This is a genomic window from Streptomyces sp. NPDC001407 (genome assembly GCF_042895325.1).
Lineage (GTDB): Bacteria > Actinomycetota > Actinomycetes > Streptomycetales > Streptomycetaceae > Streptomyces.
Map to the genome: position 1 here is coordinate 280,407 of NZ_JBIAWF010000001.1, position 13,875 is coordinate 294,281.

Here is a 13,875-nt window from a genome sequence, read left to right on the forward strand (position 1 = left end):
CCGCGCTGGTCAGGCGAGCGGCAGCACGCTCGTCCCCCCGGCGTCGAGGGCCAGCCGGTTGGCCGCCCACCCCTCACCCGCCAGCCGTGCGACCTGGACGGCCGCACCGTTCTCGGCCAGCGCGAGCACCGTGGGGCCCGCGCCGGAGATGACCGCGGGGACGCCGTCCGCGCGCAGTCGGTTGACCAGGGCCACGCTCTCGGGCATCGCCGGGGCCCGGTATTCCTGGTGGAGCCGGTCCTCGGTGGCCGCGAGCAGCAGCTCGGGGCGCCTGGTCATCGCCTCGACGAGCAGCGCCGCGCGGCCGGCGTTGGCCGCGGCGTCCACATGGGGGACGCTGCGCGGCAGCAGCCCGCGCGCGGTCTCGGTCAGTACGGGCTTCGCCGGGACGAAGACCACCGGAACGATGGAATCCGAAGGGTCCATCCGAATGGCCCGTGCCACGCCCGACTCCATCCACGCCAGGGTGAATCCGCCGAGCAGGCAGGCCGCGACGTTGTCCGGGTGGCCCTCGATCTCCGTGGCGAGCTCCAGCAGCGCCGCGTCGTCGAGCTTCTCGGCCCCGCCTATGGTCACGGCGCGGGCGGCGACTATGCCCGCGCAGATGGCGGCGGACGACGAGCCCAGGCCCCGGCCGTGCGGGATCCGGTTGGCACAGACGACCTCCAGGCCGCGCGGCTGGCCGCCGAGCAGGTCGAAGGCGGTGCGCAGGGACCGTACGAGCAGGTGGCTCTCGTCGCGCGGGAGGGTCTCGGCGCCCTCGCCCGCGATGTCGATGTGCAGCCCGGATTCGGCCACCCGGACCACGACGTCGTCGTAGAGCCCCAGCGACAGGCCCAGGGCGTCGAAGCCGGGGCCGAGGTTCGCGCTGGTGGCGGGGGTGCGCACGCGGACAGCGGCGGCGCGGAAGGCGGGACCGGCCATCGCTCGATGACTCTCCTTGGTGTGGCCTCGGTAGGGCGTGCGACATCCGCAAGGGCCGCGACGAGATGCCGCGCGATGACGGCGGGGGTCTGCGACGGGGCGGAGTGAGTACAGCCTATCGAAGGAAGGTTCAGCGGCGACATAGGGCATGGGAGGCGCGTCGCCTGCGCCGGACGGACTTTTCCTGGACTTTCCCGGAATGAGGGAATCCGGTCCGTCCGGCGGTGCGGAGGTGAAACAGGGGAACAACCCGGGGCAGGGCCCCGGGCCATGACGTCAGGCCAGGCCGAGGCGCTCGGCCGCGGCGTCCGCGTCCACCGGCACGGTGAACGGCTGCGGGGCGCCCGCCACCGCCCAGTCCGGGTCCTTGAGGCCGTTGCCGGTGACCGTGCAGACGATGCGCTGGCCGGGGTCCACCAGGCCCTGCTCGGCGGCCTTGAGCAGACCGGCGACGCTCGCGGCCGAGGCCGGCTCGACGAAGACGCCCTCCTGCGAGGCCAACAGGCGGTAGGCGGCCAGGATCTGTCGGTCGGTCACCTCGTCGATGAGACCGCCCGATTCGTCGCGCGCCTCCTCGGCGAACCGCCACGAGGCGGGGTTGCCGATGCGGATGGCGGTGGCGATGGTGTGCGGGTCCTTGACCGGCTCGCCGCGCACGATGGGCGCGGAACCGGACGCCTGGAAGCCCCACATCCGGGGCCTGCGGGTGGCGATGCCGTCCGTGGCGTACTCGCGGTAACCCCGCCAGTAGGCCGTGATGTTGCCCGCGTTGCCGACCGGCAGGACGTGGATGTCGGGCGCGTCGCCGAGCGCGTCCACGATCTCGAAGGCGGCGGTCTTCTGACCCTCGATCCGCACCGGGTTCACGGAATTGACCAGCGCCACGGGGTACTTCTCGGACAGCCCGCGCGCCAGCGTCAGGCAGTCGTCGAAGTTGCCGTCGACCTGGAGGATGCGCGCGCCGTGCACGAGCGCCTGGCCCATCTTGCCGAGCGCGATCTTGCCCTGCGGCACCAGGACGGCGCAGACCATCCCGGCGCGTACGGCGTAGGCGGCGGCCGAGGCGGAGGTGTTGCCGGTGGAGGCGCAGATGACGGCCTTGGCGCCCTCCTCCTTCGCCCGCGTGATGGCCATGGTCATGCCGCGGTCCTTGAAGGACCCGGTGGGATTGGCGCCCTCGACCTTGAGGTGGACGTCACACCCGGTGCGCTCCGAGAGCACCTGGGCGGGGACGAGCGGCGTGCCTCCCTCGCGCAGGGTGACGACCGGCGTGTCGGCCGAGACGGGGAGCCGGTCGCGGTACTCCTCGATGATGCCGCGCCACTGATGGGTCCCGGAGGTCCGCGGACCGTTGTTGGCAGACATTGTTCCCTTGCTCCCCTTATTCGCCTTCGACCCGCATGATGCTCGCGACACCGCGGACCGTGTCCAGCTTGCGCAGCGCCTCGACGGTCGCCGAGAGGGCGGCGTCGGGGGCCCGGTGCGTGACGACGACGAGGGAGGCCTCGCCGTCCTTGCCCGTCTGGCGGACCGTGTCGATCGACACGTCGTGCCCGGCGAAGACCGTGGCGACCTGCGCCAGGACACCGGGCTTGTCGGCCACGTCGAGGCTGATGTGGTAGCGCGTGACCACATCGCCCATCGGGCTCACGGGCAGCCGGGTGTAAGCGGATTCACCGGGTCCGGTGGTTTCCGCGACCTTGTTGCGGCAGACGGCGACGAGGTCGCCGAGGACCGCGGAGGCGGTCGGCGAGCCGCCGGCGCCGGGCCCGTAGAACATCAGCTGACCGGCCGCCTCGGCCTCCACGAACACCGCGTTGTACGCCTCGCGCACCGACGCCAGCGGGTGGGTCAGCGGGATCATCGCCGGGTGCACGCGAGCCGTGACGGACTTGCCGTCGGCGGCGCGCTCGCAGATGGCCAGCAGCTTGATGGTGCAGCCCATCTGCTTCGCGGACGCGAAGTCCGCGGCGGTGACCTCCGTCATGCCCTCGCGATAGACGTCGTCGAGGCGCACCCGGGTGTGGAAGGCGATCCCGGCCAGGATCGCGGCCTTCGCGGCGGCGTCGAAGCCCTCGACGTCGGCGGTCGGGTCGGCCTCCGCGTAGCCGAGCGCGGTGGCCTCGTCCAGCGCCTCGGAGTAGCCCGCGCCGCTGGTGTCCATCTTGTCGAGGATGAAGTTGGTCGTGCCGTTGACGATGCCGAGCACCCGGTTGACCTTGTCGCCCGCGAGGGACTCGCGCAGCGGGCGTACGAGCGGGATGGCACCGGCCACGGCCGCCTCGTAGTAGAGGTCCGCGCCCTGGGCCTCGGCCGCGGCGTGCAGCGCCGCGCCGTCCCCGGCGAGCAGTGCCTTGTTGGCGGACACGACGCTCGCGCCGTGCTCGAAGGCGGTGGTGATCAGGGTGCGGGCCGGCTCGATGCCGCCGATGACCTCGACGACCACGTCGATGTCTCCGCGTTTGACGAGCGCGGTGGCGTCGGTGGTGATCAGCTCCTCCGGCACGCCCGCGCGCACCCGGCCCGGACGGCGCACGGCGATGCCCGCGAGCTCGACGGGCGCGCCGATGCGCGCCGTGAGGTCGTCCGCGTGCGTCGTCATGATGCGCGCCACCTCTGAGCCGACCACTCCACAGCCCAGCAGCGCCACTTTCAGCGGACGCGTACGCATCATCCGACCCCTGCTTCTCACTCGTCTAAAGCCTGTACATCTTCGGTGCAGACCAGTCTCACTCACCGGACGGGGGATTCCCTCCCCCGTCCAGTATCCGAGATCTTTACTTCCGTTTTTACCTCGGTGAGCCGGTTTTTTCGTCCGTCAGCCGACGTCGAGGCGGAAGAGGTCCTCTTCCGTCTCCCGCCGGACGATCACGCGCGCCGTGCCGTCCTTGACCGCGACGACCGGCGGGCGCAGCGCGTGGTTGTAGTTGCTGGCCATCGAGCGGCAGTAGGCGCCGGTCGCGGGCACGGCGAGCAGGTCGCCGGGGGCCAGATCACAGGGGAGGAAGGCGTCGCGCACGATGATGTCGCCGGACTCGCAGTGCTTGCCGACGACGCGGGAGAGCATCGGCTCGGCGGTGGAGGCCCGCGAGACCAGCGCGACGCTGTACTCGGCGTCGTAGAGCGCGGTGCGGATGTTGTCCGACATGCCGCCGTCCACGCTCACGTACGTGCGCAGGCCCGGGAGTTCCTTGACGGTGCCGACCTCGTAGAGGGTGAATGCCGGCGGCCCGGCGATGGCGCGGCCCGGCTCCACGGACAGCCGCGGCACGGCGAGCCCGGCGGCGGCGCACTCGCGTGTGACGATCTCGCGGAGCGCCGTGGCGATCTCGTGCGGCTCGCGCGGGTCGTCCTCGGAGGTGTAGGCGATGCCGAGGCCGCCGCCGAGGTCGATCTCGGGCAGCTCGACGCCGTGCTCGTCGCGGACGTCCCTCAGCAGGCCCACCACGCGGTGCGCGGCCACCTCGAAGCCCGAGGTGTCGAAGATCTGCGAGCCGATGTGGGAGTGGATGCCGATGAGCTCCAGGCCGTCGAGCTTGAGCGCGCGGCGGACGGCCTCCGCGGCCTGTCCCCCGGCGAGCGCGAGCCCGAACTTCTGGTCCTCGTGGGCGGTCGCGATGAATTCGTGCGTGTGCGCCTCGACGCCGACGGTCACCCGGATCTGGACGCGCTGGCGCTTGCCGAGCCGCTCGGCGATGTGCGCGACGCGGACGATCTCCTGGAAGGAGTCCAGGACGATGCGGCCCACCCCGGCCTCGACGGCGCGGGTGATCTCCTCGGTGGACTTGTTGTTGCCGTGCAGCGCGATGCGCTCGGCCGGCATCCCGGCGTCGAGGGCGGTGGCCAGCTCGCCGGCGGAGCACACGTCGAGGTTGAGCCCCTCCTCGTGCAGCCAGCGGACGACGGCGCGGGAGAGGAAGGCCTTGCCCGCGTAGAAGACGTCGGCCTCGGTGCCGAAGGCGTCGCGCCAGGCCCGGCAGCGCGCGCGGAAGTCGTCCTCGTCGAGGAAGTAGGCGGGCGTCCCGAACTCCTCGGCGAGCTCGGTGACCTTGATCCCGCCGACGGTGGCCACGCCGTCGGCGTCCCGCGCGACCGTACGGGCCCACACCCGCGGGTCCAGGGCGTTGAGGTCGGTGGGCGGAGCGGCGTAATGGCCCTCGGGCAGCACGTCGGCGTAGCGGGGCCCGGCGGGGTGTGCGGAACGGCTCATGGCTCTGATCTCCTCAGAGGTGTGCGGGTGCGGTGATGCCGAGCTGGGTCAGGCCGTCGGCCAGCACCTTGCCCGTGGCCTCGGCGAGGGCCAGTCGGGCGCGGTGGACGGCCAAGGGTTTCTCGTCACCGCGCGGCAGCGTGGGACACGCCGCCTGCCAGCGGAGGAAGGCGTCGGCGAGACGTTCGAGATGCCGAGCGAGCCGGTCGGGGGCGCGGGCGGCGCGCACGCGGGGATGGTCGCCGAGGCCGGCGAGCACGGCGGCGGCACTCTCGTCCGGCACGTCCCCCGGCTCGGGGCAGAAGCCCAGGTCACCGGCGTTGCGCAGCAGGGCCCGGGTGCGGGCGTGGGCGTACCGGACGCGGAAGAGCGGGTTGCTCTCGCGCTGCGCGAGCAGCAGGTCGCGGTCGAGGCCCGGGGGGCAAAGGAGGCTCCAGCGGGCGGCGTCGGCGCCGAGTCTGCGTACGAGATCGGGCGGCGGCTCGGGCAGGAGCGGCGGTGCGCTCCGCTCCCCCGCGTCTTCCCCCGCGTCTTCTCTCGCGCCTTCTTCGCTGTTGAGGACGTCCTGTACGAGGCGGACGTAGGAAGCGCCCTCAAGAGTGATGTTGAGGAACCCCGGTCCCGCGATGTCCACCCGGGCGATGCCGGGTTCGGCGGCGAGCCTGCGCCGGAGCACTTCGGCGATCTCGGGGGCGGGGCGTCCGCTCTGCTGGGCGATCCGCAGGGCGACATTGGTGGCGTAGTCCCCGCAGCCCGGCCGGGGCGGGACCCGCACGGTGACCCGATCGGGCACGACGGCGCTCAGCTCATCGGCCTCGACGGCACGACGCACCGTGTGCAGAACGGTGCGGGAGAGATCTGCGGGGGTCACGGGGCCAAGCCTAGGCGAGAAGGGGGGAGGCCCGGCGAACAGGTTTCACAAGGTGGGACGCGCCACCGGAGTGCGGCGGTCCGCTCGGCCGCGTCCTCGGTCTCCGGACGCTCAGTCTCCGGACGGTCTCGATGTGGCCGATGTCGGCGCGCGGCGCCGCCCGTTGTGCAGGGAGTCCGTGTCCCCGGGGGCCGGGGCCCCCGGCAACCCGTCGTCGCCCTCTCCCTTGCGGTGCCGCACCAGCCGCCGGACGAGCCGGACCATCTCCGTCGGCTCGAAGGGCTTCGCCAGGAACGCGTCGACCCCGGTGGAACGCCCGCTGTCGACCTCGGGCTGGGTGCAGGCGCTGATGATCGCGATGGGTATGTCCCGGGTCCGGGCGTCGGCCCGCAGCCGCGCGGCCGTCAGCAGCCCGTCGAGGCGGGGCATGACGACATCCAGGGTCACGACATCGGGACGCACACGGTGCACAATCTCCAGGCACTCGGCACCATCGGCCGCGGTCACGACCTCGAAGCCCTCCAGCTCGAGGTTGACCCTGATCAGCTGCCGGATGACCTTGTTGTCGTCGACGACAAGGACCCGGCCGGACAAGCCAGGCACAACCCGAGAGTAAGCGCGACAGCCACGCTGCGTCCGGGTTTTCCCCACTTCCACCCCGTGCGGGCGACCTCCCCCTGCCCTCACCTCCAACGACGTTGCGGGACACCCGTCCGGAGCTGGTAATGTTCTACCCGTCGCCGCGACAAGCGGCGGACACGCCCCCGTAGCTCAGGGGATAGAGCAACGGCCTCCGGAGCCGTGTGCGCAGGTTCGAATCCTGCCGGGGGCACTTCGCTTCAGCCAGCGCCGCAAGGCCGCTGACCAGCCGAAGTGCCGGACATCGAGAGCCGGACCCAGTCCCACTGGGTCCGGCTCTTTGTCGTACCCGGTCGCATCCGGACGTTTCCGCACGGCATTCTCACCCGTCCCACCACCCTCCCGCGCGGCCCCCCGCGGGGTATGGTGCGGCCGTCGAGGCACCATCTGCGGCCTCCGGGCGGCTTCTTGACGTGGCGTCAGGTCGGGCACATCCAGGCGCATCCAGGCACATCCGGCAGCGAGAAGGTGGGCGGGCCGTGAGGTTTCGGCGGGGTGGGGAGCAAGTGCTGCGGACGCATCCCGCCCGGGACGATGCCGCGCTGCGTGCCGTGCTGGAGGATGCCTCGATGGGGCGGTGGGAGGGGCCCCGGGACCTGCTCGCGGCGACCGGGGGTGACTGGGACCGGCGCGTCTTCCGGCTCCAGGTGCTCGCGCGGGCCGGTGCGCCGTTGCGGTTCGCGGACACCTGGGCGCGGGCCGAGCCGGGGTCCGCCGACGCGCTCGCGCTGCTCGCGCACGTGCAGGCGCTGCGGTCGATGATCCGTGGCGTGGACGAGGGCCGCCCGGAGATGGAGCGGTCCTGGGCCACGTGTCTGGCCGCCGCCGAGGCCGCGCCGGCGGATCCCTCCCCCTGGGTGGTGATGCTCGCCCTGATCCGGGTGCACGCGCCCGGCCGTCAGATGCTGCGGCAGGTGTGGGCCGAGGTGGTGGCCCGCGATCCGTACAACCGGGAGGCGCATCACGAGGTCCTCACCTATCTCTTCGCACGGAACCACGGTTCGGGCACGGAGATGTTCCACTGGGCGCAGGAGCGGGCGGACACCGCGCCCAAGGGGCTGCCCGTCGCGGTGCTGCCGCTGGTGGCCGTGGCGGAGTCGCACCGGCAGCGGATGCGGACGGAGGCCGGCAGCTACGGCCTGAGCATCCACCCCTGGATCGACTGCCCGCACATCGACCAGGTGCTGGAGAACTGGTGGCGCCACCGCCCGCCGCGCCCGCACGCGCAGTTCATGGACGACGCGAACTATCTGGCGCACGCGCTCGCCTTCGCGGGGCGCCATGCCGAGGCGTACGACGTCTTCCGGGCGATCGGGCCGTACGCCGCCGAGGTGCCCTGGTCGTACTGCGGGGACGCGCCGGAGCTCTTCCTGCGGCACCGGGCGTGGGCGGCCCGCGCCGTGCGGCCGAGGAGCGAACAGGCCACCTGAAGAACGCGTTCGAAGAACGAAGCGCACCGCACATTCCTTGACCGCCGTTCACCGGAACGATCACGAGAGAGAGAATCGCGTGCCACTCGACGTACCCGGCGTTTCCGACGAGGAGCGTCTGCGACAGCTCGGCTATACCCAGGTGCTGGCCCGGCGGATGTCCGGGTTCGCGAATTTCGCCGTATCGTTCACGATCATCTCGGTCCTCTCCGGGTGCATGACGATGTACGGATTCGGCATGCGGACCGGCGGACCGGCGATGCTCATGTGGGGCTGGGTCGGTGTCGGTGCCATGACGCTGGTCGTCGGGCTGGCGATGGCGGAGGTGTGTTCCTCCTATCCGACCTCGGCGGGGCTGTATTTCTGGGCGCACCGGATGGCGCCCGAGCGGTCGCGGGCGGCGTGGGCGTGGTTCACCGGGTGGTTCAACGTGCTGGGGCAGATCGCGTGCACGGCGGGCGTCGATTTCGGGGCGGCGTCCTTCCTCAACGCTTATCTGGACCTCCAGTTCGGCTTTCCGGCGACGCCGGGCCATACGATCGCGCTTTTCGGTGCCGTGCTTCTGCTGCACGCGCTGCTGAACACCTTCGGCGTCCGGCTGGTCGCCTTCCTGAATTCCGTGAGCGTGTGGTGGCACCTGCTGGGTGTGCTGCTGATCGTCGGCGCGCTGGCTTTCGTGCCGGACGGGCACCGGTCGACGTCGTTCGTCTTCACCCATTTCGTGAACGACACGGGCTGGGGGTCGGGCCTCTACGTGGGGCTGCTGTCGCTGCTGGTGGCGCAGTACACGTTCACCGGTTACGACGCGTCCGCCCATATGACGGAGGAGACGAACGACGCCTCGGTGGCCGGGCCGCGGGGCATCGTGCGCTCGATCTGGGTGTCGTGGATCGCCGGCTTCGTGCTGCTGGCCGGGATGACGTACGCGATCCAGGACTGGGCGGGCTCAGTGGGCACGGAGACCGGGGTGCCGCCGGCGCAGATCTTCATGGACGCGCTCGGCGCCTCGGCGGGGAAGCTGTTGCTGCTCGTGGTGATCGTCGCGCAGCTCTTCTGCGGGATGGCGTCGGTGACGGCCAACTCCCGGATGATCTACGCGTTCTCGCGGGACGGCGCGCTGCCCTTCTCGCGGGTCTGGCACCGGATCAACCCGCAGACGCGGACGCCCACCAACGCGGTGTGGCTGGCCGCGCTCGGCGCCTTCCTCCTGGGGCTGCCTTATCTGGTCAACTCCACGGCGTACGCGGCGGTCACCTCGATCGCCACGATCGGCCTCTACATCGCCTACGCGGTACCGACGCTGCTGCGGCTCCGCAAGGGTGACGCCTTCGAGCGCGGGCCGTGGCACCTGGGGCGGTGGTCGAAGCCGGTCGGGATCGCCGCGATCTCCTGGGTGGCGGTGATCACCGTGCTCTTCATGCTGCCGCAGTCCGGTCCCGTCACCGTCGACACCTTCAACTACGCGCCGATCGCGGTGGCCGCGGTCGTGGGCTTCGCGGGGGTGTGGTGGCTGGTGTCGGCCCGCCACTGGTTCCTGGACCCGCGGCACCCGCGGCACGCGGCACCCGCCGGGCAGCCGGCCGACCCGCCGCCGATGGACGCCTTCCGCTGGTAGCCCCCGGTCGCGTGCGGGACCGTCGAGGACGGGCCCGCCGCGTACGGCGCGGCGGGCCCGCGGGATCGGTTCCGCTTCCGGGCGGGCGAAGGGTGTCAGATCCTGGGGTAACCGAAGACGTAGCCCTGGCTCTTGAGCCAGGGCAGGATCCGGTCCAGGGCGGCCACGGTCTGGCCGCGGTTACCGCCTCCGTCGTGGAAGAGGATGGTGGGGCCGTCGCTGAGACCCTGGTGGACGGCGTCGACGATCCGCTCGACGCCGGGGTTGGTCCAGTCGCGGGTGTCGACGTTCCAGCCGAGCGGGCGCATGCCGTGGGACGCGGCGACCTCGCGGCTGTACGGGGTGAACGCGCCGCCGGGAGCGCGGTAGTAGAGCACCCGGGTGCCGGGACCCGCCGCGTCCAGGATCATCTTCTGGGCGTCGAGGACCTGTTGCCGCTGGTAGGACTCGGACCGCTGGTCCATGGCGGTGTTGTGGTCCACGGAGTGGTCGCAGAGCCGGTGGCCGGCGGCGACGACCTTTTTGACGAGCTCGGGATACTCCTTCGCGCGCGATCCGATGATGCAGAAGGTGGCCTTCGCGTCGTACTTCTTCAGTACGTCCAGCACCTTCAGCGTCCAGATGGGTTCCGGACCGTCGTCTATGGTCAGGTTGACCGCCTTGCCCGGCGCCTCCGACTCGTGGGTGATCGCGTCCGACACATGGGCCGGGGTGGCCGGGGCGGATGCCGAAGGTGACCGCGGCGCCGAGGACGGCACCCGCTCCGCGCTCCGCTTGTCGTCCTGGCGGTGTGCCGGTTTTCCCGAGTCCTCCGTGGCCATGGCCACGCAACCCGGTATGGTCGCGGCGAGCGCCAGGATCGACACCGCCGTCATCGCGATGTGGCGCGCGCGGGCGTTGAGCCGTGCCATAACGTCCCCTCCCTCGGTACGAGTTGCCCCGCTGGTGCACAGCAAGGACGCCCGTACCGAAAAGAGGGTTCCAACCGGTCACAAGACCTACACATCGCGTTATCGGGCCCATCGCCCGCCTCAGGGGAAATGGACCGACATCCTCCGGATCAACTCCCCCGCCCGCTCCGCGCCTTCGGCGATCACCACCCCCCGGCACGTCGCGCCGGGGGGATTGACGTGCTTGCTGACAAGCAGTCTCATAAGCGTGTGACCGCGGGTAACCCACAGACGAGGTGTCCTCAGCCATGACCACCGAGACCGCACGAGAGCCGCTCCGGGACGCGCTCGGCCTGCTCAAGGATCGCGAGAAGACAGCCGAACGCCTGCTGGAGTCCTCGGCGAAGCACTCCTTCGACCCCGACACCGAACTGGACTGGGACGCGCCCCTCGAAGAGGGCAAGTGGTTCTGGCCGCCCGAGCTGCTCTCCCTCTACGGCACCCCCATGTGGCGGCGGATGCCGGAGGAACAGCGCCTGGAACTCTCCCGTCACGAGGCCGCCTCCCTCGCCTCCCTGGGCATCTGGTTCGAGATCATCCTGATGCAGCTGCTGGTCCGGCACATCTACGACAAGCCGGTCGGCAGCGCGCACGTCCGCTACGCGCTCACCGAGATAGCCGACGAGTGCAGACACTCCAAGATGTTCGCCCGCATGGTGGCGAAGTCCGGCGCCCCCACCTACCCCGTCTCCGGGCTGCACCACAACCTGGCCAGGATCCTCAAGTCCATCTCCACCACGCCCGGTTCCTTCGCCTGCACCCTCCTCGGCGAGGAGATCCTCGATTACATGCAGCGGCTGACCTTCCCGGACGAGCGCGTGCAGACCGTCGTCCGCGGCGTCACCCGCATCCACGTCGTGGAGGAGGCGCGCCACGTCCGCTACGCCCGCGAGGAGCTGCGCCGCCAGATGGTGACCGCCCCGCGCTGGGAGGCCGGCCTGACCCGGCTGAGCTCCGGCGAGGCGGCCCGCGTCTTCTCGCTCGCGTTCGTCAACCCCGCCGTCTATACGAACGTGGGGCTCGACCGCCGCGAGGCCGTCGCCCAGGTCAGGGCGAGCGGCCACCGGCGGGAGGTCATGCAGGCGGGCGCGAAGCGGCTGACGGACTTCCTGGACGACATCGGGGTGATGCGCGGCGCCGGGCGGCGGCTGTGGCAGAGCTCCGGGCTGCTCGCGCGGCCCTGACGCGGCCCGGCCTGCCGCCGCGGACGGGCGGATACGCTGCCGTACATGAACGGCAGCGGAACCGCACCGACTCCGTCCCCCCGCTCCACCTACCGCAGGCTCGGCGTCGAGGAACGCCGCACCCAGCTGATCGCGGCCGCGCTCACGCTCTTCGCGCACCGCGCGCCCGAGGACGTCTCCCTGGACGAGGTCGCGGCCGCCGCCGAGGTGTCACGGCCGCTCGTCTACCGCTACTTCCCGGGCGGCAAGCCGCAGCTGTACGAGGCGGCGCTGCGCAGCGCCGCCGACGACCTCCAACTGTGCTTCGCCGAGCCGCAGTCCGGCCCCCTCACCGGCCGGCTCTCCGCCGCCCTCGACCGCTACCTCGGCTTCGTCGACGAGCACGACGCGGGCTTCAGCGCCCTGCTCCAGGGCGGCAGCGTCGTCGAGACCTCCCGCACGGGCGCGATCGTCGACGGCGTCCGCCGGGGCGCCGCCGAGCAGATCCTCACCCACCTGCGGGTGCGCCACCCGGGCCCCCGGCTGCGGATGATGGTCCGCACGTGGCTCACGGCGGTCGAGGCGGCGTCGCTGATCTGGCTGGACGAGGGCAAGCAGCCCCCGCTGCCCGAGCTGCGCGACTGGCTGGTCGACGAATTCCTGGCCCTGCTGCTGGCCACGGGGGCGGGCGACGAACAGGTGGGCCGGCTGGTGGCGGCCGTCCTGTCCCTGGAGCCCGCCGACGGCCGCGCGGGCACGCTGGCACGCCGGATCGCCCCGATGCTCGCGGCGGCGGACCACTTGCTCTAGCCGAGGCCCGGGCTGCCGGCCGGGGCGGTTGTCAGACCCTCCTCGTACGCTCGTGAGCATGCTCGTGAACCGCGCTTATGTACCGCCCGAGCTCGTCGGCGGCCCCGAGGGGGACGGCTGGCCCTGGGATGTGCCGTGTGTGAAGGAGCTCGTCGGCGAGGGGATCGTCTTCGACGCCCCGGTCACCTTCCTGGTCGGGGAGAACGGCTCGGGCAAGTCGACGATCGTCGAGGCGATAGCGGAGGCGTACGGGCTGGACGGCCGCGGTGGCCGGGCCGGGCGGAAGTACGGCAACGACCGGCCGCCGTCGGTGCTCGGCGGGGCCGTGCGCCTGGACCTCACCTCGGCGGGCACCCGCATGGTGACCGGGCCGCGGACGCGGAAGAAGGGGTATTTCCTGCGGGCCGAGACCGCGTTCGGCCTGATGGAGAGGTGTGGGGGCTCCCGGGCTACTGGGAGGAGAACACCTCGGAGATGAGCCACGGCGAGGGCTTCCTGACCGTCTTCGAGTCGATGTTCGAGCAGCCGGGGCTCTATGTGCTGGACGAGCCGGAGGCGGCGCTGTCCTTCGCCTCCTGCCTGCGGCTGGTCGCGCTGATGCACCGGCTGGGCCGGTCGGACGCCCAGGTGATCTGCGCGACCCACTCCCCCGTGCTCGCGTCGACGCCCGGCGCCCGGATCCTGGAGGTCGGGGAGCACGGCATCGCGCCCGTGGAGTGGAGCGAGCTGCTGCTCGTCGACCACTGGCGGCGGTACATGAGCGATCCGGAGGCGTATCTCCGGCACCTCATACCGCGCGACGAGCGCGCCTGACCCGCGCGATGGGCCCTACGGACACCGGGCCCGGCGGGGGCTGACGCAGACTGGTGGTGTGAGAAGCGAAGATACGCCCTTCGTGGGCGGCCCCCTGGACGGGCGCGTACTGCCGGTACTGCTCGGGCTCTCCGGGCACCCGCCGAAGACCTATGAGATCCCCGTGCCGGACGGGAACGGGGGGACCGAGGTCGTACACGTGTACAGGCGGGTCCAGGCGGGCACGACGAAGCGGCTGGGCCTGCACAAGGGCTGGAAGTACGAGTACGACCCGGAGGGCACCCCCGGCGGCGGCCTCAAATGGCCCTGGTCGCGCCCCGGCGCGTGATGCGGCCGGACGGCCGATGACGCGCGCCCGCCGAACGGGTGACGGCCGGGCAACCAGGGGGTGAGCGGGTTAGGCGGATTCGCCCACCCCACTGCCGTAACGGCGGCCACCATGGCACGATC

At 71.7% G+C, this 13,875-nt stretch carries 14 protein-coding genes and 1 tRNA gene; 8 read left to right on the forward strand and 7 right to left on the reverse strand.

Translation table 11 applies throughout. The features are described from left to right. Positions 1 to 9: 9 nt before the first annotated feature. The 6 genes from thrB to ACFY1P_RS01300 all read right to left on the reverse strand — a co-directional run bounded on the left by thrB (position 10) and on the right by ACFY1P_RS01300 (position 6,656). A complete protein-coding gene (gene thrB / locus ACFY1P_RS01275; RefSeq protein ID WP_361530763.1) occupies positions 10 to 924 on the reverse strand; it encodes a homoserine kinase in 915 nt (304 codons plus the stop codon). A gap of 276 nt (positions 925 to 1,200) precedes the next feature. Further along, entirely contained in the window at positions 1,201 to 2,289 is a 1,089-nt protein-coding gene (gene thrC / locus ACFY1P_RS01280; protein WP_361530760.1) for a threonine synthase, read from the reverse strand. Positions 2,290 to 2,305: 16 nt separating this feature from the next. Further along, positions 2,306 to 3,598 carry a homoserine dehydrogenase gene (locus ACFY1P_RS01285; RefSeq protein WP_361530757.1) on the reverse strand — a complete coding sequence of 431 codons (1,293 nt, stop codon included), beginning with the start codon at positions 3,596 to 3,598 and terminating at the stop codon, positions 2,306 to 2,308. A 144-nt stretch (positions 3,599 to 3,742) separates the two neighbouring features. After that, positions 3,743 to 5,134: a diaminopimelate decarboxylase gene (lysA, locus tag ACFY1P_RS01290; protein WP_390749301.1), complete on the reverse strand. Its 1,392-nt coding sequence runs from the start codon at positions 5,132 to 5,134 to the stop codon at positions 3,743 to 3,745. 13 nt (positions 5,135 to 5,147) lie between these two features. Next, positions 5,148 to 6,005: an ArgS-related anticodon-binding protein NrtL gene (gene nrtL / locus ACFY1P_RS01295; RefSeq protein ID WP_390749302.1), complete on the reverse strand. Its 858-nt coding sequence runs from the start codon at positions 6,003 to 6,005 to the stop codon at positions 5,148 to 5,150. A gap of 111 nt (positions 6,006 to 6,116) precedes the next feature. Further along, positions 6,117 to 6,656: a PleD family two-component system response regulator gene (locus ACFY1P_RS01300; RefSeq protein WP_390749303.1), complete on the reverse strand. Its 540-nt coding sequence runs from the start codon at positions 6,654 to 6,656 to the stop codon at positions 6,117 to 6,119. Between the two features lie 109 nt (positions 6,657 to 6,765). On the opposite strand from ACFY1P_RS01300, the gene ACFY1P_RS01305 reads away from it, so the two are divergent. From ACFY1P_RS01305 to ACFY1P_RS01315, 3 genes are all read left to right on the forward strand, one after another. Continuing rightward, positions 6,766 to 6,837, forward strand: a tRNA-Arg gene (locus tag ACFY1P_RS01305). A gap of 313 nt (positions 6,838 to 7,150) precedes the next feature. After that, the gene (locus ACFY1P_RS01310) at positions 7,151 to 8,074 is read left to right on the forward strand and encodes a hypothetical protein (RefSeq protein ID WP_390749304.1); all 924 of its coding nucleotides are present in this window, start codon (positions 7,151 to 7,153) and stop codon (positions 8,072 to 8,074) included. Between the two features lie 79 nt (positions 8,075 to 8,153). Then, the gene (locus ACFY1P_RS01315; RefSeq protein WP_361530742.1) at positions 8,154 to 9,689 is read left to right on the forward strand and encodes an amino acid permease; all 1,536 of its coding nucleotides are present in this window, start codon (positions 8,154 to 8,156) and stop codon (positions 9,687 to 9,689) included. A gap of 95 nt (positions 9,690 to 9,784) precedes the next feature. On the opposite strand, the gene ACFY1P_RS01320 is transcribed toward ACFY1P_RS01315, so the two are convergent. Continuing rightward, positions 9,785 to 10,600 (reverse strand): polysaccharide deacetylase family protein, encoded by an 816-nt coding sequence (locus ACFY1P_RS01320; RefSeq protein ID WP_390749305.1) that lies wholly within the window; start codon positions 10,598 to 10,600, stop codon positions 9,785 to 9,787. 287 nt (positions 10,601 to 10,887) lie between these two features. Between ACFY1P_RS01320 and ACFY1P_RS01325 the strand changes: the two genes are divergently transcribed. From ACFY1P_RS01325 to ACFY1P_RS01345, 5 genes are read left to right on the forward strand one after another with little or no spacing between them, the layout of a single operon-like run. Continuing rightward, on the forward strand, positions 10,888 to 11,823 hold the full coding sequence (locus ACFY1P_RS01325) for a diiron oxygenase (protein ID WP_361530736.1): 936 nt from the start codon (positions 10,888 to 10,890) through the stop codon (positions 11,821 to 11,823). 45 nt (positions 11,824 to 11,868) lie between these two features. Then, positions 11,869 to 12,612 (forward strand): TetR/AcrR family transcriptional regulator, encoded by a 744-nt coding sequence (locus ACFY1P_RS01330; protein WP_361530733.1) that lies wholly within the window; start codon positions 11,869 to 11,871, stop codon positions 12,610 to 12,612. A gap of 58 nt (positions 12,613 to 12,670) precedes the next feature. Then, on the forward strand, positions 12,671 to 13,090 hold the full coding sequence (locus ACFY1P_RS01335) for an AAA family ATPase (RefSeq protein ID WP_390749306.1): 420 nt from the start codon (positions 12,671 to 12,673) through the stop codon (positions 13,088 to 13,090). Continuing rightward, positions 13,087 to 13,425, forward strand: coding sequence for an AAA family ATPase (locus ACFY1P_RS01340; RefSeq protein WP_390749307.1), 339 nt, complete (start codon positions 13,087 to 13,089; stop codon positions 13,423 to 13,425). The genes ACFY1P_RS01335 and ACFY1P_RS01340 overlap by 4 nt, the downstream gene beginning before the upstream one ends. A 58-nt stretch (positions 13,426 to 13,483) precedes the next feature. After that, complete coding sequence (locus ACFY1P_RS01345; protein WP_361530727.1) at positions 13,484 to 13,753, forward strand: hypothetical protein; 270 nt, start codon at positions 13,484 to 13,486, stop codon at positions 13,751 to 13,753. The last annotated feature ends 122 nt before the right edge of the window (positions 13,754 to 13,875 follow it).